Raw genomic sequence first — 18,093 nt, 5'->3', positions numbered from 1 at the left:
TACCATTCTTTGGAAGGGCCTTCCATATTACATGCGCAATGACCTTTATGCTTTGGAAAAAAAATGTAGACATTTGTATAAGTTTTTTTCATAGTAATGTTCATGTATAATCGAAAGAGATGAAAAAGATTGGAGAAAATAAATGAAGCATATAATAGTATATTTTCCTTATGCTTTGCAGGAGAATCCTAAAAGTGGTTCAGGAGTTCGTCCTAAGCGAATTGTTGAGGCTTTTAAGAAGTATGGAGAAAAGCAAAGCGTGGCAATTTACGTAATCAGTGGGAATTCCAATGAACGTAAGGAATTGATTAGAAAATATAAAGAAGAGTATAAAGTGGAGGATGCCCTTTTTTGTTATATGGAAAATAGTACGATGCCATTTTGGCTTACCGATAATGACCATCTCCCCCGCAGACTATTTATGGACATTCGGTTTTGGAAATTTTTAAAAAGGGCTAAAATCCCAATTGGCCTTTTTTATCGAGACGTGTATTGGCAATTTGACGATATGTATAGTCCGCCTTGGAATCTTAGCTTATTAACTCCGGTTATGAGATTCATTTACAGAAAAGAATTAAAAGTATATGGCGATACAGTTGATTGTCTCTTTTTACCTTCTTTGGAAATGAATGAATTTGTTGGTTGGAAAGGAAAAGCGGATGAACTGCCTCCTGGGATGGATAGGATGGAAACAGATCACCAGCCTTCAACTATACCTCCAAAAGCTATATATGTTGGTGCAATTAGCGACCAAATCGGAATTAAATTAATGCTAGAGGCTTTTTCTACTATTAATAAGGAAAGAACAATAAATTTGGAGCTCGTCTGCAGAAAAGAAGAGTATGCGAGGTTTACGGATATAAAGCAGTATGAAGGCTTAGATTGGCTTACAATTAGCCATAAATCAGGAAATGAATTGAAAGATGTTTATGAAAGCGCGGCAATCGCTCTCATTCCACGTGAGAGAAATACGTATCATGATTTTTCTGTTCCTGTTAAAATGTTTGAGTATTTATCCTATGGATTACCAATTGTGGCTACAGATTGTAAGGCTCATGCTCGACTCATTAAAAAAGATGGGCTTGGAATTATCACAGAAGCAAACGCGGAAAGCTTTGCAAAAGGTATCATCGATGCTTTAGAAATAGATACTTACAAAAAATTAAAGCAAAATATTAATGATAAGGCCCTTGAACGCCATAGCTGGATATCTCGTGTAGAAAAAGTGGCAGAGCAATTGAAAAAAGGCGGTGAACATGAATGAAAGTAGTCGTTTTTGCTCCCGCAAATAATGTTCATACGAAGAAATGGTTAGATTATTATAATGAACAGGGAATTGAAACAATAAATATAAGCTTTGATACTCATCGTGACGAAGAAGATCGGAGTAATTGGGAATGGGTAAAAACAACGTACTTAAAAGTGAAATTCCCCAATAAGCTTGCTTATTTTCTCACCATTCCAGAATTAAAAAAAATACTAAATACCGAAAAACCAGACATTTTCCACTCTCATTATATTTCTAGCTACGGAGTAATGGGAGCTCTCGCAAATTACCATCCATATGTTGTTTCTGTTTGGGGAACAGATATTTATGATTTTCCTACAAAAGGCATACTTAATAAAAAAATGGTAAGCTATGCACTTAAAAAGGCAGATGTGATTTGCTCGACAAGTGAAGCGATGAAGCATGAAACAAATAAATATACGAATAAACCAATTGAAGTGACCCCTTTTGGCGTTGATACAAACGTGTTCGCGCCTTTGAATTTGAACAGAAATAAGGATATCATCGTATTTGGCATTGTAAAAACAATGGATGAGAGTTATGGAATAAACTATTTATTACAAGGGTACGCTCGTTTTAAAGAAACAGTGGGTCCTGAAAAATACAAAAAAACACACCTGAAAATTGTAGGTGGTGGACCTCTTTTGAGTGAATTAAAGCAATTGGCTCAAAATCTAGGCATTGTGGAGCAAACGACTTTCACCGGAAGAATCCCACACGGAGAAGTTCCGGCAGTTATTAACGAATTTGACGTATTCTTCGTCCCGTCAATATTGGAGAGCTTTGGTGTTGCGGCCGTCGAAGCACAAGCGTGTGAAGTGCCTGTAGTCGTTACGGATGTAGGAGGGCTCCCAGAGGTAATGTTAGATAATGAAACAGGCTTTATTATTCCAATGCGAGATGCAGATTCCATCTCCCAAAAAATGGAGTTTTTTATGGAACACCCAGAAAAAATTTCAGAAATGGGTAAAAGAGGTCGTGAAAACGTTATGGAGCATTATTCATGGCAAGAAAATGCGAATCGAATGATTAAGATATACAAACGTATTCTAGAAGGAGAGGTTGATAATATTGAATAAAGAACCTTTAGTTTCAATTATCACTCCTTCCTATAACAGTTCTAGATTCATTGAAGACACTATAAAATCCGTTATTGCCCAAACATATACAAATTGGGAAATGCTGATAGCGGATGATTGTTCCCAGGATGGGTCTAGAGATTTGATCAAGGAATGGATGGAAAAAGACGAGCGCATTCGTCTGATAGAACTAAAGCAAAATGGTGGAGCAGCAGTAGCGCGCAACATAGCAATTGGGCAAGCAAAAGGTCAATATATAGCTTTTTTGGATAGTGATGATTTGTGGACGGCTGATAAACTTACACAACAAATAAGATTTATGAATGAACACGATTCAGCAATCTCCTTTACTAGCTATCAGTTAATGGATGTCAATGGAAATTTACTAGATAAGGTAGTAAATGTTCCTAAAAAAATAGATTACCGAGGATTATTGGGAAACACAATCATCGGATGTCTTACGGTTATTGTGAATATTGATAAAACAGGTCCCATTCAAATGCCCAATATGAGAACGCGTCAAGATTTTGCGTTGTGGCTCTCCATCCTTAGAAAAGGGTTTATTGCTCATGGTCTGCAAGAAAACTTGGGCAAATATCGCCTCGTTCCTGGTTCAATTTCTAGCAATAAAAGGAAAGCAGCTAAACAAACATGGAAAGTGTATCGGGAAGTGGAAAAATTAGGATTACTTGCTTCAGCTTGGTATTTTTCGAATTATGTATGGAACGCGGTGAAAAAGTCGTATTTCAAGTAAGGAGATGAAGATATGAAAGTAAGAAAAGCCATAATTCCTGCAGCAGGACTAGGAACAAGGTTTTTACCCGCAACCAAAGCACAACCTAAAGAAATGCTTCCTATAGTAGATAAGCCTACCATTCAATATATTGTAGAAGAAGCAGTCGAGTCTGGAATAGAAGATATTATTATTATTAGCGGTAGGGGCAAACGTGCAATAGAAGATCATTTTGATAAATCTTATGAATTGGAAGAAACTCTTGCAAAAAAAGAGAAATTCGCCATGCTTAAGGAAGTTCAAGAGATATCGAATATGGTGAATATACATTATATACGTCAAAAAGAAGCACTTGGTTTAGGGCATGCTATTTACGTCGCCCATCGATTTATAGGAGATGAGCCATTCGCAGTGCTATTAGGTGACGATATTGTAAAATCGGACGTGCCTTGCACTAGACAATTAATGGATGTTTATGAAAAGTATGAAACATCTATAGTTGGAGTCCAAAAGGTTGACCGCAAAGATGTCTCAAAATATGGTATTATTGCTCCTAGTGAGAAGAGCAAGGAGGAAAGTGTTATATCAATCGAGACACTTGTAGAGAAACCTAAGATGGAAGAAGCTCCTTCACAATATGCGATTATGGGCCGCTATATTTTGACACCTGATATTTTCCCAGTACTACAAGATTTGCCAGTAGGATCGGGAGGAGAAATTCAGTTGACAGATGCAATGAATCATTTAAATGAAGTTCATCCAATACTTGCATACAATTTCTCGGGGAAACGTTATGATGTAGGAGATAAACTAGGTTTTATTAAGGCAACAATAGATTTTGCTTTAGGACGTGAGGACTTACAAGGCCCTGTTTTTGAATATTTAAATGGGATTGTCAATAAACATCAACAATGAGAGGTAATTAACATGCAAATTGCAGTAGTAGGAACTGGTTATGTGGGACTCGTTACGGGTGTTTGCTTATCCGATATTGGTCATCATGTAACTTGCATTGATATAGATGAAAGTAAAGTCGAATTGATGAGAGATGGACATGCTCCAATATATGAGCCTGGCCTAGATGAATTAATGAAGAAAAATATTGATCAAGGCCGTCTGTTCTTCACAGCCAATCATAGAGAGGGATTTTCTGAAGCAGAAGTTGTGTATATTGCAGTCGGAACACCGCAAACCGAGAATGGCGAAGCAGATCTAAGATTTGTAGACCAAGTTGCAAAAGATATTGGCAACAATATGAATCGTAATCTTGTAGTTGTGACTAAAAGCACTGTTCCAGTAGGTACGAATGAACGAGTGAAACAAATAATCTCCAAAATAGTAAAAGATAAGTACGAAGTAGAGGTCGTGTCGAATCCCGAGTTTTTACGAGAAGGTACAGCGGTATACGATACATTTCATGGAGATAGAATCGTCATCGGATCAGATAGTGAAAGGGCTCTTGCTATTCTTGAAGAAATTAATCGTCCATTCGGTATACCTATTTTTAAGACTGATATACGTAGTGCAGAAATGATTAAATATGCCTCCAATGCATTTCTAGCAACCAAAATCAGCTTTATAAACGAAATCGCAAACTTGTGTGAGAAACTTAGCGCTAACGTAGAAGATGTAGCAATGGGTATGGGGATGGATGACAGAATTGGTTCCAAGTTCTTAAAGGCTGGAATTGGATATGGTGGATCTTGTTTTCCTAAAGACACAAGTGCACTCGTACAAATAGCTAGTTTCGTCAAACATGATTTTAATTTGCTAAAATCAGTAATAGAAGTCAATAATGATCAAAGATTATTATTGTTCGAAAAAGCAAAAGAAAGATTTGGTGATTTGTCTGGAAAACAGATTGCAATGCTAGGATTAGCATTTAAACCAAATACAGATGATATGAGAGAAGCTGCCTCCATTACGTTAAGTAGGGAATTAGTAAATGCAGGTGCTAAAGTTGTTGCATACGATCCAATTGCAATCAATAATGCTAAAAAAATACTTCCAAATGAAGTTGAATATGTGGATTCGGTTGAAGAGGCACTCCATGGTGCAGACGCAGCTTTCATTGTTACAGAATGGGATGAAGTAAAAAATACGAATTTGGATGTTTATATAAAGTTAATGAAATCTCCGATCATATTCGATGGACGAAATTGTTTTTCACTAGATAAAGTGGAGGAATATCCGGTTGAATATCATTCGATAGGTCGTCCAAGTAAATATTAGTGGATTTTTTAAATAGGCGTTAAAAAACGCCTATTTTTTTTGTCGTAAAATTATTGGAAAAATGTAATAAATATTACCAAAGTTTAATAAAATAATAGACTTACGGAAAAAGATGTTGTAATATGTAATTAATTCCTCCAATTCTATATAATTGACATATTGGAAAATAATTGAGAAGATATGTGCAAATAGTATTGTATTTTTTAATAATCTATGGAATAATACCTATTGTACGAGGAATTGATTACCTGGTTTGGCTATTAGTGGAAATAGAATCTACTAATATCTTATAAAAAACACCTTTTGAAAGGGGAACAACAATTCATGTCGAAGAAAAAAGTTGCAAAACTTGGAATTTCAACTGCAATTGCAGCTAGTGCATTAATTGCGGCTAATCCTGCAGATGCAGCATCAGTTTCACAAGCTGAAACTCTTGTGAAGCAAGCAGAAAGCCTTGCTAAACAACTACGTCCATATTACTCAGCTAAGACGGTATCAGATGTAAAAGTATCTGCTGACTTCTCAAGCAAATACGACGAAACAAGAAAAGCTATTACTCGTGCACAAAATGCTTTAAGTACGGTTTCTGGAAAAGAAAAGGCAAATTTAACAAACCGTATAGCTAATGCTGAAGCACTAAGATTGCAAGCAGCATTCTTTATTGATGCTGTAAAAGTCGGCGATAATGAATTAAAGCCTGCTTTAGCAAATCTTAAGAAGTATATCACTACTGATGTGATCAATGCAGATGCTGATAAAGCATATTCAAAACTTACTGACACTCTTCTGAAAATGGAGCGCGTCATCGGTAAAGCATATGGCCCAGATGCAAGACAAGCTTTATTAAAAGCTTATGTAACTGATGCTAAAATTGCTAGAGAAACCGTTATCTATGAAGTTTCTCAATACCGTCTACTTAATGATATTTCTAAACTTGTTGCTTCTGACAAACTTGAAGAAGCGGATGCTGAACTTGCAAAGCTAGATCGATTGAAAGTTCGTGCGGTTGCAATTAAAGAAGCAGGAAACAAACTATATCCTGGTTCATATCCAGCACTTCCTGGCATTTCATCAAGCCTTGCTAAAACTGAAGGTGAAGTTCGTGCGGATTTAGAAGCTAAATCAACACCTAAGGTTGTTAGTGTAAGTGCGATTAACGCTAGAAATCTAGAAGTTAAATTCAACAAAGCTATAGATAGCACTCCTGCTAATCTAGCTAAAGTTGCAGTTTCTGCACGTACAGGTGCTGTTGCTCCGGGATCTTTAGCATATACATTAAGTAATGATGGTAAAACATTAACCATTTCAACTGATGGTTCTTCAAATATGTATTTCAAAGGTGACTACAATGTTGTAGTTGGTTATGAAGATTTAAAAACTGCAGATGGGGAATTCGTTGCTCCATTTAGCAAAGTTGTAAATGTTACAGATAATGTTGCTCCAACATTCACTACTCAAAAAGTAAGTGCTTCTGTTTACAAAGTTAAATTCTCAGAGCCAATGTACGCAGACATTGCTAGCAAAATTTCGTTCAAGGATAAAAACGGTGCTGCTATTGCAGTAGGAACTGCTACTAATGAAATCAAAGTTGCAGCTAACGCTGCATTCACAGAGTTAACATTAACAGTAGGATCTGCTATTGCAGCAAATGAAAATATTACAGCGACTATTATCGGTGCTCTAGATGCTTCTGGAAATCTACTAAGCCCTAACCCAGCAACCTTCACATTCCAAAAAGGTGCAGCTGATGGTGTTAAACCTGTTGTCCAAACAATTACACAAACTGGTGCAGAGAACTTTACAGTGAAATTTTCTGAAGAGTTACTGGCAGATCCTACAGTGCGAATTGGAAAAACAGTTGGTGGTTTAGCTGCTGTATCTTCAGTTACACAAGATGAAAAAGACAAGACACTTTATCATGTAGAAGCGGGTTCCGTATTAGACACTGATAATTATTATGTTGAAGTTTCAAGCTTTACAGATTTATCAGGTGAAGCTGGAGATACCTACACTACAATTAAGTCATTTGTAAAAGATACTGCAGCACCAACTGTAGCTTCTTATCAATTAGTTAAAGATGCTACTGACAACGCTGAGTACCTTGAACTAACTTTTAATAAGGATGTAACTGCAGGTACAGTAGATGCAACTGGTACTGCTGTTAAAGATCATGTTACAACTACATTAACTGGTTCAACTGGTACGACAGTTGCTCTTAAAAATGCAAGTGTCAATAAAAAGGTAGTAAAAATTAAGGTTGCTGATATCCTTTCTGGTGCACCTGCTGATGATATCCAAGGTGCAACTTATAATGTGAAATTAGCATTTACTGGTGTAGATAGTGCTAGTGGAGTAACTGCAGCTGATAAGAATGTAACATTTGTTCGTGGCAATGACTCAGCTGTTACTGCAGTAAAAGCCAAAGTACAAAGTGTAGCACAAGGTGCTGATAACGATACTGTTGTTGTAACATTCGATCAAGATGTTGATCCAGCTACAGCAACTGTTGCATCTAACTACCATATTTCTGGGGCTGTTGTTAAATCTGCAACTGTTAAAGCTGGTGCAGCTGAATCTAAGAAAGTATACTTGACACTAGAGAAGGATTCTAATACTTTCACTGGAGTACGTAATGCTACAATCTCTGGTGTAAAAGCTAAGAATTCAACTGCTGTTATGGATACTCAAACAATTGTAACAGGTTCATTAAACGAAAACGTTGCACCTACAATTACATCTGTTAAATACGATGTTGCTACAGAGCTGTTTACTTTTACTTTCTCAGAAGCAGTTAAGCAGGCGGCAACAACTAATGCTGATTTTGAAGTGTATGTAGATGGAGCTGCCTTAGATCCAGCAGTTAAATTTGATGCTGGAGCAACGACAACTGCTGCTACTACAGCGACTAGTACTGCTGTTTCACTAACTCCTGGACAAAAGGTAAAATCTATTACACTTGTGGGCTTAAGTACTATTGATTTAACTGACTCAGTAGGAAATGCTATTAAGTTACCAGCATCAATTGTTGTAACTAAATAAAACTAAAACATTTTTTGAATAGCTTCAGTAATGAAAAAAAGCAGAAGGGAATTTTAGCCTTCTGCTTTTTTTTTTTACCCCATTGGGTTATGTGCCTGTTACTTCTCAAAATATGCGTAAGTCTAACCGGATTTATCCGCCAATGACATACAATCCCCTAAGAAGCCTAAAAACGGCATACTTAAATAAGCATCGGCAGGTTATCCCACCCGTTTAAATTTCGAGTGAGTACTTTTTCATTTTTTCTCTTTTTCAAAGGTATTCCATATTTCTTACTAAGTTCAATCCCTTTTTTAGCCAGGGATTCAGCCTCAACTTTTGACATTTTCATTCTCTATTTCCTCCTCCAAGATATTAATCTCATTTTTTCATAGGATTTCCCACTTTTCTATTAATTAATAATAAATATATGATGATTACTAGACCTTAGAATAAATAGACAAACGCCTTATGGTCCTTAAGGGAGACCATATATAAGTGCCCATAAGGTCCGTTAAGGACCATATATGTGTACCTATTAGGTACATTATAGAGAAACCTTGTAAATGCAAGAGTTATCGGAAACAACTCATATAATTTTTTATCTATATTTTTATGATTTCCATCCTTTATGTACCTATAAGGTACATAAAATGTTTTCCTTCTAGCTACACAATAAAATGGCTTAAAAATGCACTTTTGCATGCAAGTAGAGTGGCAAAATATCAAAACCAATGCGCAAAGATGCATTTTGAGCTTGGTTAATAAGCTATTTTTCCTTTTTTCGCTTTTGCTAATAAATAAATGATGACTTATATTCGGAGATAAAGGGAGGTAGAGAGGAATGGAAAAACACATAATTGACGATGACTACTACTATACCAAGACTAGGGATCGTATAGGTGGAACAATAAGAACAGATGTATTTAAAAAAAATGGTGTGTATAAAGCATTTTCAAGCTACTGGCAGGATAAGGACGAAGAGATAGTGGGCTGGGGTGAATCATCGGATGACATAGAGGCCGGTCGTCTATCAAGGAAAGAGCTACGGAAAGAATGGAGAGAGGCAGGAAGATAAAATTGCTTGAGCAAACTGAAAAGGAACATCTCAAAAAATTTAGCTTAAAGTTTAACAAGAAGGTTGAAATGGCATTGAAACAGCATTTTTTTAAACTATTATTACTTTTTCTGTGTCCACTTTTCCCATAACATTTGAAATATGGGGTTAAATTTAAACATGACCACATAGCCAAATGCCAGAATACCCAAAGAGATTGGATTAATGGGTTGACCAGTAAAAATATTGAACAAAAGAATATAAGTTAAAGCAATAGGTAAGCAGATACCCAAAATGTGCAAATATAGAGCAAATTTAAAGAAATCCATAGAAGTTCTCCTTCATTTTATACGAATTGTATAAGTTCACAATAATTATACCCAACATTTCAAGTTTATAGAAATGGAAGGATCTAGAGTTAACGCATGCTTATTTTAAAACAAAATAACAGTCCCCCTGGCCAACGAGAGGACAACGATTGATAACAGCAATACTGTGTCATTTGTTGTCCTAAATGATACGGATTTGAAATGTGAAAAACACGCTTGCTAGAATGGGAGGGAGGTCGGCGCGGAAAATATTCCTGCCAGACCCACCAACTTATATTATATTCGTTTGGCACCTTCGCCCTTGAAAAGTGGAGGTACATTTTTTGAGTTTATTTGCCATCCTTCGGTGGCAGTATATTAGGTAAATAGTAGCAGGATTTATCCCTTTTTTTGTCGAATCAATAAAACAAAAAGGGAGGATGAATATGGGATTTGTATTGTTGAAAGAAACACTAGACAATATTGCTGTTCAGGTAATAACACTATTACTTATAATAGGAGCCTTTATCGTAACTGGGTATTTATTAGTATGGAAACTAAAAATTTATAAACAGATTAAGAACTTCATCGCTGGATTGTTTGCTTTAGTAGGAATCTATGTAGGTTATTTATTTGTGTTCACATAAGCAGGAAAATATCTCCTTTTGTCGAAATAGTTCGATGGGAGGGGGTGGAATGACATGAATTCGGTCAAAGATGGTTTAAATGATTGGTTAAATGAACTAATAGAGGAAAAAGATACAACCGATAAATTATTGAATAATCACATCACAGGAATGAAATTATCTCAAATTAAGTTAAGTATTTTAGATTCTGCCTTTTCGCAAATTCCTAATAATGATGATATGAAAAAGGAGTTTCGAAGAAAGTTTGTTGAAGTACATGAAATGAGGCATAATGAATTAGTTGAAATATATGAAGAACGAAGATTAGAACTTATTAGGCAAAGTCGTTATTTGGGAAAATTAATACAACATGTTGAAATTACAATCAGAGAATATTAATAGCATCCTTTGGGGTGCTTTTTCTTATGTCCAAAACTAAGGGGGTAGGTGATATGTAGTGGCTAAAAATAAAGGTGGTCGTAAAAGTAAATATGAAACACACGTAGAACCAAGATTATTTGAGGTTGAATGTTGGGTTCGTAAGGGTCTTATTGATGAACAAATAGCCAATATTCTTGGTGTTGCTTACTCTACTTTTCGAGAATATGTTAAGAAGTTTCCGGCATTATCGGCAGCCCTAAAAAAGGGGAAGGATGTAGTTGATTACGAGGTCGAGAATGCTTTGCTGAAAAGAGCTATGGGCTATCAATAGTTTTTTACGTAACAACCTTCACTTTCTATTTTTATCTTTGATAAAATAGGATTGAGGATAAATACAAGAGCTATAGTGTATAAAAGTTGAGGAGTATGATTGCCAATGGTTGTAACTTCTTTAAAAAATACAAGAGGATTTGTAGCAGAAGAACGATCGGATTTAATTGAAGAATGGATTTCAACCGAAAATAATGAGGACACTCCATACAATGTGAGAACCGGATCGGATAAGGTTGTAACTTGGCGTTGTAAAGAATGTGGTTATAGTTGGGAGAGTCAAGTTAAAAGCCGTGCTATCAAAAATACTGGATGTCCAAAGTGTCATGAGCGATACAATATTGGATTTCCTGAAATGGCGATTTATTTTTACTTGAAAAGGCTTTTTAAGGATGCGGAATTAAATGCCCCTATTGAGGGGATTAATCATTATAAATCCGTAGATATCTTTATACCTTCCCTTAACCTAATTATTGAATACGATGGGGGACACACTCACAGAGGTAGAATAGAAATTGATAAAGAAAAAAGCCGTTTGATTTTGGAAAGAGGATATAGATTAATACGGGTAAGAGATAATGGACTTCCAACTCTCAAAATGGAAGGATTGGAAGAATATTTATATGAACGGTCATCAAATAAGAAAATTGGAAAGATGATTGAGGATGTATTAGGGATAATTGATGTGCACTACAAAGGATTTAAAAATGAAATTGAAAGGTTAAAGACTCAGATTGATGTAGATGTTGACAATATATCCATATTAGCTCAGATCCCGCCAATTATTGAAAAAAATAATCTATTGGATAATTATCCGGAAATAGAAGCTGTATGGGATTATGAAAAAAATTATCCGTTAAGACCTGAGCATTTTAAACAATACTCAAATTTCAAGGCATGGTTCATTTGTGATCAGAAGCACTCTACCTTAGTCCAAATTGGAAGCAAAGCAAAAGGACACGGTTGTAGAGTTTGTCAAGGGCAGGAAGCAACAGAGGAGCATAACTTGGAATTGCTATTTCCTCAGATCGCCAAGGAGTGGAATTTTGAGCAAAACGGCAATACTTCTCCTTGTGATTATTTACCTTTTTCAAACCAAATTGTTTATTGGGATTGCCCAAAATGTAAATCAACTTACGATAAAATGATTAATGATCGAAGTGGAAGAGGAGAAGGTTGCCCTTATTGTGCAGGTAAAAGGGTAAATCAAACTAATTGTTTATCTACTACACATCCCCATTTGGGAGATGAGTGGGACTACCAAAGAAATAGAGACATTACACCCGATGTGGTGACGAAAGGTTCCCATGATAAAGTATGGTGGATATGTGAAAGAAACCACAGTTATTCTGCTGTTATATATAGCAGAGTTGGTGGGCAAGGGTGTCCTACATGCTATGATCTTTATGGCCGTTACTTACCTAAAAAGGTTAAAAAAGTGAACTCATTAGCCATAAAGAAACCCGAAATCGCCAAACAATGGCACTCAATCAAAAATGGTGATATTCTTCCAGATGAAGTAGGAGCATATGCAAGAAAAGAATATTGGTGGATATGTGAAAGTGGCCATGAATGGAAAAGTTCTCCTAACAGTAGAAGAAGTGCTAAATGTAATTACTGCAAAAATAATCAGTTTCCTGAATAGGTGATATTGGGTTAGATGTATTAAGGATAAATAGATCTTAAAGTGAAATGAGGTTCATCGGTGAAACAAATTTTGAATATGGGAATAATATTCGGGGGATTGGCATGGTTCTGGTTAATTGCGGATAATCCAAAGTGGTATTGGTTTTTTATCATACTTCTTACAGGTGTTATAATCCCTGAGTTGCTTTTTCTACCAAAAAAGAAAACAAAATCAAAAAAAGTCATGAACAAAAACCAATTGACGAAAAGCAACCATTCAAAAAAAGGGTTATCTAAGAAAATATTAAGTGATGAAGAGCTACTAACAGCAAATTTCAGTGATCTGAATGGTTATGATTTTGAAAGATTAGTAGCGATGTATTTTGAAGATAAAGGGTATGAACCAGTAATTATTGGAGGATCAGGGGATCACAAAGTAGATATAATCCTTACTGATCCAATAGAAAAATACAAAATTTCGGTACAGTGTAAACACTGGAAAACTAAAAATGTAGGAAATGATACGATACTGAGGTTAAATTCGGGCAAAAGAGTACATAAGTGTTTAGATGCTTGGTGTATTACAACAAGTAATTACACTAAAAGTGCTAAGGAGGCTGCAGAAGGTTTAAATATTCGGCTATATAATGGATTGCATGTTCAGGATAAAATCGGTAATTGGCGTAAAGAAAAAATTAATCGTATTAAAAGGTGAATGAGACTTAATAATCATATCGACAGGCATAAAAATATATAAGAATAGCTGATATAATCACAGAGTAGATTATATGGTATAGACTCTTCCCATTCTTTATATTACTGATCACCTTTCGACTCTAAAAAAGCATCGACAGATTCATCCAATAATCTTTCCCGATTTGGGTCTTCATTAACATCTGAATCCACTTCCATTGCTTGTTTAAGTATACCGTATGTATCATCTTCTTTATTTAATTGATTAACTTGATTTTTATGTGGGACTGGATTATGGCGATTATTTTTTTGTTTTGGCATATGTTCTCCTTTTTGTAACAGGTATTTTATCATCAGTATGAACAATAATCTAAAATAAAATCCAATACTAGGTTTAGATTGATTATTATTATGTACAAAGGTGATTGGGATGAGGACTTTGATGGAATGACCCGTGTAATAGCATTAGAGGGTGAAAAAGTTAAAATTTCAACAGCACAATTTTATATTGACGGAAAAAAACTAGATACTTTTTATGGTAGGGCACATGATTTAGGCATGGATTTTAAGGGCTTTGCTAATGTAGTTGAAGGCGAGTATAAACAGGATTTAGCTGATAAAAACGAGGATAAATAATTTTTTATCCCATATTTTGACTTGTTAGTATTAATGTTAGAAAGGATAAGTCCTTTAACCAGTGCTTAAATCAAAAAGATAAGCTCTTTCTACAGTTTATTCAGAATTAGTGTAAAACTAACACGTGCTTGATTTGAGGAGGAAAGGCTGCTGCGGCAGCCTTTTTTATTCGACTAACGGGGCAGTTTACTTTAATAACTGATAATTTATGATAGAAGGGTGTTATAATAGGATTATTAAATTTTATTTTATTCAGTTATTTTAAGGTAATTCATCTTCAACTAACGGGTGCTTCTCCATAATAATCAAACAGACTTTGTCACATCCACCATAAGCAATCACTAGCTAAATTTTATATTTGAAAAAACGAAAATGCTGTTGATGAAATCCTACAAAAATAATGAGGGTGTTAGTCTATGTTAACACTCCGAGATTTTTAGAATGAACAGCATTAAACTATTATAGGAGAGTCCTAAAATGAAAAAGAGAATGAGCTATTTAATCTTACTTTTAACGCTCATCTTTATGGTTGGTTGTACCAACGTAGAAGATGCATCCAATACAGATGTAGAAACAGCTCCACAAGAAGTAACCACAGTTGAAACAAATACAAATAATGAAAAAGAAGAAACTGTCACTACGATTTTTGATGAACCAGTAGAAGAGGAAACGCCGAGTGTTCCGATTGCGGAAGAAACACCAACCCAACCAAATGATGAACTGTTCTCAGGATACAAACTTATTGAAGTTGATGGTGGTGATTTGTCTGGTTATCGTGAACCTAACGTCGTCGTTGACATTGGTTTTGGGGACCGTGAATATTGGGCATTTACGAATGAATACGGGCAACTGGTACGTGTCATTGCTGACGAAATCATTCTACAAGATGACAATAACGAACCTGTATTATCGTCTGGCAGATACTATTCTGATGAAGCAAAGGTTCCTGGTGTCGAAAGTGAATTTTTAGATGAAGGCCATGTCATTGCTGATTCTCTCGGAGGGGTATCGAATGCTTATAATATTACCCCGCAAGATAGTACACTCAACCGACACGGTGATCAAGCCTATATGGAAAAGGCAATTAGCAAAGCTGGTGGAGCTACTAATTTTGAAGCAATTATCACATATCCGAATAAGAAAACGCAGATTCCTTCCAGTTACAAGTATACCTATACTTTAAGGGGTAACGTGATCGTTGATACATTTGACAACGTGAACCCTGATGAAGTAAACAAATCACTCGGTTTAACTGGTAGCGAGTCTTCCGATTCGACAAATTCAAACACAAGCTCAAACAAAAGCGGTGATATTTCTAGTGTTGATACAAACGGTAATGGGAAAGTGACGATTAAAGAAGCGAAAGAGGCAGGTTATAAAATGCCGATTACACGTGATCACTGGTTGTACCTATATATGGATGATCGTGATGGTGACGGTATGGTAGGTGAGTAAGCCCCCATCTGTACAGGAAACAGGGGAGGAAGAAGAATAGTGTTTATTAACTCATTTAAGGGGTTAGAAAAAACTAGGTTATCATTTGTTACTGATGCCACTGGAACGGTACACCTTAAAGATAATGAAGTCTCAAGGGCATGGCTAAAGAAAAATAAACAGGTAACCGTATTTACTAAAGTGTGGATTAACAACTTGCTACAGCCACATACAAGGGTAATAGATTGCACTGGATTAGGTTTAACAGTAACAGAAAAAAACAATTTAACACTGGATGATTTTTAGGGGATAGCCTTAACGGGTTATTTCCTTTTTTATGTTTAAAAATGTTATAGCAGTCGAATCGACGAAGTCGATACAATATTCATAAGACGTTCGAACGCTTGATTAGGTTGAAATGTAACTGTGACAAAAAGAACCCTCCAAACATTAAATATATTTCAAGATATAATAATACTAAAAAATAGAAACTCTACTCATAAAGATTCTATATTAAATATAGAAAATATTTCAAATTACAACAGAACTGAAAAGTGAAAATATGGTAAAATTATAAAACGGTAGGTCAAAAGTAATGAAGAAGGAGGGGCTTTATTGGCTAAAAAGAAAGAAATGCTAAAAAATGAAGAAATTGAGGAAATTTTAACGAAGAATAGTATTGAAATTATAAAAAAGTTTCTTGCTACCTACTCCAAGAGTTCCATAAGTACAGTAAGAAGCAGCGTTTATAAACTTCTTTATGAAGAATTAGAGAAACATGAAGTAGCTGACTTAACGTTTAATGATTACAAATCCATTATTCCTGAAGACGATTCTGAAATAACAACCCAAATACGTTTACGTAGTCGTTTTTTTCAGTTTTTATATGCGTTCGATTACCTTAATAATCCTGGTGGTTTTGAAACAAAGTGGATAAAAGATGAATTAATAAAAGAGTTCAGCCCCAAGGAAAAGAAATCGAAGAAGAAGTCCGAAAAAACAGGTTCTTTAACAGTCGAGGAACTAATGTTAATTCAAAATGTGGTAGAAGCAGAATCTACTAAACTTGAAACATTAAAAATGCAATTTTGTTGGTATGCTTTATTTGAATTGGGTTTACCCATTGAAGAAGTTAGGAAAGAGATAACAAGTGATAGTTACTTTAACGGACAAATAAAAACTACCGCAGGTGTTTTCAATATTCCAGTAAAGTTTCACCGTATGTTTCTTGAATTAAGTAATCGTGATAGCAACTATAATGGTTTTGCATCGTTAGAATCCCTAATTGCAAACATCGGAATAGATGCCGGCTTAACAAAAAGGATTGTTCCGAACATGATAAAAAATACTAGAAGAACGACTACTGTAATGTGTCCTAATTGTTTTGAAAGCTACTCAAACGAAGCACACAATTGGACATCAATTAATAACCGTATTGTATGTATCAGTTGTTCAGAATCTATTAAAAAAAAACTAAAAATACAGGTGAATGAAAAAGAAATTGAGAATACTAATGTTGATTTAAAGACCGATAAGGATATATCTGTTTTGTTTACGTTTGAAGACCTTAAATCAAAGTTAAAGAGTAAAAAGGTCGATTATCTACAGTTACATGAATTTCAAATGGAAATCGGTAGCTTAGGTGAAGCATACGTTTATCAAAAGGAATGTGAAAGGCTTAAAAATACAAAGTATTTGCATATGATTGACGAAAGAAAAGCACAAGACCCCGCAAATGGGTATGATATTCTTTCATATACTGAAGACGGTAAACCGTTACATATTGAAGTTAAATCAACAATAGGAAAAGAAGATGTGTTCCACCTATCTGAACATGAACGTTTAACTGGTGAACGTATGAAAAATCAAGGGAAATCCTACGTTGTTTATTTTGTTAAAGAAATCATGTCGGATGAACCTAAACTTGAAATAATAGAAAATATTACTTTAAATGAAAATTATATTTTTGAAACAAGAAATTGGCTTGTATCTAAAAAACAAAGCTTAAGACCTGAACTTTCAAAAATATAATATTAATCGTGGCTTCCTCCTATTGGGGAAGTCTTTTTATAACCATTCGCACCCTTGAACATAAGGTTTTTATTGGAAGACTTAACAGGGAAATCCCGATGTTCTTCCCAAACAGGTTTAAGAAGAGAAAGTGTAAAATTCTTTATTGAATTAATGGTGCAGTTTAATAAGAGTGGATTTTATAGTTATAATTTTGATAAAAACAAGAAAAGTAGGTATGATATGAAACTTGAAAAGATTAAAGAGACTATATTCGTAATTGGAACTTATACTTTTCTTCTTCTGTTCTTTTATAGTTTTATTGATACAAATTGGAGTAGTGAGAAATTAAATTATTTCAAGCCATTTATAGGTGTTTGGGGTTTGCTTGTTGTGGTTGGATATATCGAAAGGTCTTAGACAGTTTTATCAAAGAAAAATTACCTTTGGATTAAAATTTTTGCCATAATCTTTAGTTTACTGTTACAAGTGTTTTTGATGTCTCAATAGAAATATTAACGTAGGCTTTTGAACTAAAGGGGGCTTTAGTTTAATAAGAACAGTTGAAATCAACAGTGATTTGTTGACTTTTTTGTGTCGCATCCAGATCATAATTATATACAATGTAGGCTTTTTTTTTGC

Annotated in this window: 19 protein-coding genes; 17 read left to right on the top strand and 2 right to left on the bottom strand. The window is 35.0% G+C overall.

Features of this window, described 5'->3' with window-relative positions; translation table 11 throughout:
- The first annotated feature begins 142 nt into the window (after positions 1–142).
- The 6 genes from KHA97_RS12130 to KHA97_RS12105 all read left to right on the top strand — a co-directional run bounded on the left by KHA97_RS12130 (position 143) and on the right by KHA97_RS12105 (position 8,371).
- Positions 143–1,264 carry a glycosyltransferase gene (locus KHA97_RS12130; protein ID WP_213124996.1) on the top strand — a complete coding sequence of 374 codons (1,122 nt, stop codon included), beginning with the start codon at positions 143–145 and terminating at the stop codon, positions 1,262–1,264.
- Positions 1,261–2,367 (top strand): glycosyltransferase, encoded by a 1,107-nt coding sequence (locus KHA97_RS12125; RefSeq protein ID WP_213124995.1) that lies wholly within the window; start codon positions 1,261–1,263, stop codon positions 2,365–2,367. The genes KHA97_RS12130 and KHA97_RS12125 overlap by 4 nt, the downstream gene beginning before the upstream one ends.
- Positions 2,360–3,121: a glycosyltransferase family 2 protein gene (locus tag KHA97_RS12120; RefSeq protein ID WP_213124994.1), complete on the top strand. Its 762-nt coding sequence runs from the start codon at positions 2,360–2,362 to the stop codon at positions 3,119–3,121. The genes KHA97_RS12125 and KHA97_RS12120 overlap by 8 nt, the downstream gene beginning before the upstream one ends.
- Positions 3,122–3,133: 12 nt before the next feature.
- Positions 3,134–4,015, top strand: a complete 882-nt coding sequence (galU, locus tag KHA97_RS12115) for a UTP--glucose-1-phosphate uridylyltransferase GalU (protein WP_213124993.1) — start codon at positions 3,134–3,136, stop codon at positions 4,013–4,015.
- 12 nt (positions 4,016–4,027) lie between these two features.
- The gene (locus KHA97_RS12110; RefSeq protein WP_213124992.1) at positions 4,028–5,332 is read left to right on the top strand and encodes a UDP-glucose dehydrogenase family protein; all 1,305 of its coding nucleotides are present in this window, start codon (positions 4,028–4,030) and stop codon (positions 5,330–5,332) included.
- Between the two features lie 324 nt (positions 5,333–5,656).
- Positions 5,657–8,371, top strand: coding sequence for a hypothetical protein (locus tag KHA97_RS12105; protein ID WP_213124991.1), 2,715 nt, complete (start codon positions 5,657–5,659; stop codon positions 8,369–8,371).
- A gap of 181 nt (positions 8,372–8,552) precedes the next feature.
- On the opposite strand, the gene KHA97_RS12100 is transcribed toward KHA97_RS12105, so the two are convergent.
- The gene (locus KHA97_RS12100) at positions 8,553–8,702 is read right to left on the bottom strand and encodes a hypothetical protein (RefSeq protein ID WP_213124990.1); all 150 of its coding nucleotides are present in this window, start codon (positions 8,700–8,702) and stop codon (positions 8,553–8,555) included.
- Positions 8,703–9,194: 492 nt separating this feature from the next.
- Here KHA97_RS12100 and KHA97_RS12095 point away from each other — a divergent pair, with 492 nt between their 5' ends.
- From KHA97_RS12095 to KHA97_RS24000, 6 genes are all read left to right on the top strand, one after another.
- On the top strand, positions 9,195–9,428 hold the full coding sequence (locus tag KHA97_RS12095; protein WP_213124989.1) for a hypothetical protein: 234 nt from the start codon (positions 9,195–9,197) through the stop codon (positions 9,426–9,428).
- A gap of 733 nt (positions 9,429–10,161) precedes the next feature.
- Entirely contained in the window at positions 10,162–10,362 is a 201-nt protein-coding gene (locus tag KHA97_RS12090; protein ID WP_213124988.1) for a hypothetical protein, read from the top strand.
- Positions 10,363–10,416: 54 nt separating this feature from the next.
- The gene (locus tag KHA97_RS12085; RefSeq protein WP_213124987.1) at positions 10,417–10,740 is read left to right on the top strand and encodes a hypothetical protein; all 324 of its coding nucleotides are present in this window, start codon (positions 10,417–10,419) and stop codon (positions 10,738–10,740) included.
- A 58-nt stretch (positions 10,741–10,798) separates the two neighbouring features.
- Entirely contained in the window at positions 10,799–11,053 is a 255-nt protein-coding gene (locus KHA97_RS12080) for a hypothetical protein (RefSeq protein WP_233713458.1), read from the top strand.
- A 105-nt stretch (positions 11,054–11,158) separates the two neighbouring features.
- The gene (locus KHA97_RS12075; RefSeq protein WP_213124986.1) at positions 11,159–12,697 is read left to right on the top strand and encodes a zinc-ribbon domain-containing protein; all 1,539 of its coding nucleotides are present in this window, start codon (positions 11,159–11,161) and stop codon (positions 12,695–12,697) included.
- Between the two features lie 60 nt (positions 12,698–12,757).
- Positions 12,758–13,393, top strand: a complete 636-nt coding sequence (locus KHA97_RS24000) for a restriction endonuclease (protein WP_213124985.1) — start codon at positions 12,758–12,760, stop codon at positions 13,391–13,393.
- A gap of 101 nt (positions 13,394–13,494) precedes the next feature.
- On the opposite strand, the gene KHA97_RS12065 is transcribed toward KHA97_RS24000, so the two are convergent.
- On the bottom strand, positions 13,495–13,692 hold the full coding sequence (locus tag KHA97_RS12065) for a hypothetical protein (RefSeq protein ID WP_213124984.1): 198 nt from the start codon (positions 13,690–13,692) through the stop codon (positions 13,495–13,497).
- Positions 13,693–13,746: 54 nt separating this feature from the next.
- Between KHA97_RS12065 and KHA97_RS12060 the strand changes: the two genes are divergently transcribed.
- The 5 genes from KHA97_RS12060 (at position 13,747) to KHA97_RS12040 (ending at position 17,871) form a co-directional block, all read left to right on the top strand.
- Positions 13,747–14,007: a S26 family signal peptidase gene (locus tag KHA97_RS12060; protein ID WP_325167471.1), complete on the top strand. Its 261-nt coding sequence runs from the start codon at positions 13,747–13,749 to the stop codon at positions 14,005–14,007.
- 477 nt (positions 14,008–14,484) lie between these two features.
- Positions 14,485–15,462 (top strand): DNA/RNA non-specific endonuclease, encoded by a 978-nt coding sequence (locus KHA97_RS12055; RefSeq protein ID WP_213124982.1) that lies wholly within the window; start codon positions 14,485–14,487, stop codon positions 15,460–15,462.
- Between the two features lie 39 nt (positions 15,463–15,501).
- Positions 15,502–15,747 carry a hypothetical protein gene (locus KHA97_RS12050; RefSeq protein ID WP_213124981.1) on the top strand — a complete coding sequence of 82 codons (246 nt, stop codon included), beginning with the start codon at positions 15,502–15,504 and terminating at the stop codon, positions 15,745–15,747.
- A 309-nt stretch (positions 15,748–16,056) separates the two neighbouring features.
- Positions 16,057–17,472: a DUF3883 domain-containing protein gene (locus KHA97_RS12045; protein WP_213124980.1), complete on the top strand. Its 1,416-nt coding sequence runs from the start codon at positions 16,057–16,059 to the stop codon at positions 17,470–17,472.
- Positions 17,473–17,544: 72 nt separating this feature from the next.
- The gene (locus KHA97_RS12040) at positions 17,545–17,871 is read left to right on the top strand and encodes a hypothetical protein (RefSeq protein WP_213124979.1); all 327 of its coding nucleotides are present in this window, start codon (positions 17,545–17,547) and stop codon (positions 17,869–17,871) included.
- Positions 17,872–18,093: the final 222 nt, after the last annotated feature.

This window comes from Lederbergia citri (assembly GCF_018343625.1).
GTDB classification, from domain to species: domain Bacteria; phylum Bacillota; class Bacilli; order Bacillales; family Bacillaceae_C; genus Lederbergia; species Lederbergia citri.
This window is presented reverse-complemented; position numbering and strand designations above follow the sequence as displayed.

Coding starts and splice junctions, on each gene's coding strand:
- KHA97_RS12130 (WP_213124996.1), top strand. CDS start 143: ATGAAGCATATAATAGTATATTTTCCTTATGCTTTGCAGGAGAATCCT.
- KHA97_RS12125 (WP_213124995.1), top strand. CDS start 1,261: ATGAAAGTAGTCGTTTTTGCTCCCGCAAATAATGTTCATACGAAGAAA.
- galU (WP_213124993.1), top strand. CDS start 3,134: ATGAAAGTAAGAAAAGCCATAATTCCTGCAGCAGGACTAGGAACAAGG.
- KHA97_RS12110 (WP_213124992.1), top strand. CDS start 4,028: ATGCAAATTGCAGTAGTAGGAACTGGTTATGTGGGACTCGTTACGGGT.
- KHA97_RS12105 (WP_213124991.1), top strand. CDS start 5,657: ATGTCGAAGAAAAAAGTTGCAAAACTTGGAATTTCAACTGCAATTGCA.
- KHA97_RS12100 (WP_213124990.1), bottom strand. CDS start 8,702: ATGAAAATGTCAAAAGTTGAGGCTGAATCCCTGGCTAAAAAAGGGATT.
- KHA97_RS12095 (WP_213124989.1), top strand. CDS start 9,195: ATGGAAAAACACATAATTGACGATGACTACTACTATACCAAGACTAGG.
- KHA97_RS12090 (WP_213124988.1), top strand. CDS start 10,162: ATGGGATTTGTATTGTTGAAAGAAACACTAGACAATATTGCTGTTCAG.
- KHA97_RS12085 (WP_213124987.1), top strand. CDS start 10,417: ATGAATTCGGTCAAAGATGGTTTAAATGATTGGTTAAATGAACTAATA.
- KHA97_RS12075 (WP_213124986.1), top strand. CDS start 11,159: ATGGTTGTAACTTCTTTAAAAAATACAAGAGGATTTGTAGCAGAAGAA.
- KHA97_RS12065 (WP_213124984.1), bottom strand. CDS start 13,692: ATGCCAAAACAAAAAAATAATCGCCATAATCCAGTCCCACATAAAAAT.
- KHA97_RS12055 (WP_213124982.1), top strand. CDS start 14,485: ATGAAAAAGAGAATGAGCTATTTAATCTTACTTTTAACGCTCATCTTT.